The organism is Spirillospora sp. NPDC049652 (assembly GCF_040675125.1).
Taxonomy (GTDB): Bacteria; Actinomycetota; Actinomycetes; order Streptosporangiales; family Streptosporangiaceae; genus Spirillospora.
In genome coordinates, this window is sequence record NZ_JBFAOF010001519.1 from 1 (window position 1) to 1159 (window position 1159).

General features: G+C 74.8%; 1 protein-coding gene and 1 pseudogene. Both read left to right on the top strand.

Annotated features, from left to right (window positions below; translation table 11 throughout):
* Positions 1–533, top strand: a pseudogene (locus tag AB0J52_RS41605) (hypothetical protein); the annotation flags it as partial.
* The gene (locus AB0J52_RS41610; protein ID WP_117359482.1) at positions 530–979 is read left to right on the top strand and encodes a roadblock/LC7 domain-containing protein; all 450 of its coding nucleotides are present in this window, start codon (positions 530–532) and stop codon (positions 977–979) included. The pseudogene AB0J52_RS41605 and the gene AB0J52_RS41610, both read left to right, overlap by 4 nt.
* Positions 980–1159 lie beyond the last annotated feature (180 nt).

The following is a 1159-nucleotide window of genomic DNA, read 5'->3' on the forward strand; positions in this document are numbered from 1 at the left end:
CGAGACCGCCCGCCGCACCCGAACGCCCGCCCGGCCGCCCGGCCCGCTCGCCGATCTTCGAGGCGATGCAGTCGGAGTGGTTCCAGCGCGGAGCCGAACCGTCCGCCGACGCCGATCCGGTGAAGGGCTGGGCGTCCCCCGGCGACGACGGCTTCCAGGCCGTCGAGGCGCTGCGCGAGCCCGTCAAGGGCAAGCAGACCAACGCCGGACTGCCCAAGCGGGTCCCCGGCCGCAACCGGGTCCCCGGCGCGGTCGGCGCGCGCAACGGCGCCGCCGCCCCGCAGGCCCCCGGCGCCAACGGCACGGCGCAGGCGCCCGCCCCGCAGCAGGCCCAGCCCCCGGCGCGGCAGGCGGGACCGCCCGCCGACACCGTCCGGAACCGGTTCGCGAGCCTGCAGCGCGGCGTCCAGCGGGGACGCACCGAGACCCGTGGCGCGACCCCCGACATGCCCGGCGCGGGGTCGGCGGACAGCGGCACTACAGGTGAAGATCCGTCGCGCAGGAGCGGCGGAGAGACAGGAGGCACGCGGTGAGCGGGCAGGATCTCAACTGGTTGGTGACGAACTTCGCGGACCGTGTCCCGAAGGTCGCGCACGCCGTGGTGGTCTCCTCCGACGGACTGCCGATGGCGTACTCGGCGGGGTTCCCGCCGGAGCGCGCCGACCAGCTGTCGGCGATCGCCTCGGGCTTGATGAGCCTCACGCAGGGCGCGGCGAAGATCTTCGACGCCGGCGGCGTGAACCAGACGGTCGTGGAGATGGACCGCGGACTGCTGTTCGTGATGTCCATCGCCAACGGCGCGGTGTTCGCGGTGCTGGCCGCGCCGGACTGCGACCTCGGCCTGGTGGCCTACGAGATGACGCTGCTGGTCGAGCGGGTGGGCCGGGTGCTGACCCCCGCGCTGCGCACCGCCGAGCAGCAGCCCCCCTACGCCGGACCCTCGGTGTCGGGCCTGGGCGCCGGGCCCGCCCGGTACTAGCGGACCCTGAACACGGAGGTCGGTGCGATGGATCAAGGTGGTTCCTTCGGTCCCGGACCGGGCGGCGGCCCGCCGGGCTGGCACGGTGACGTCCCCCAGGGCGTGCCCGGCGGGCACAGCGGCGGCTACCCGGTGGTCGGGCAGCAGAACGGAAGAGCGACGAGTAGGGAAACAGGGTAT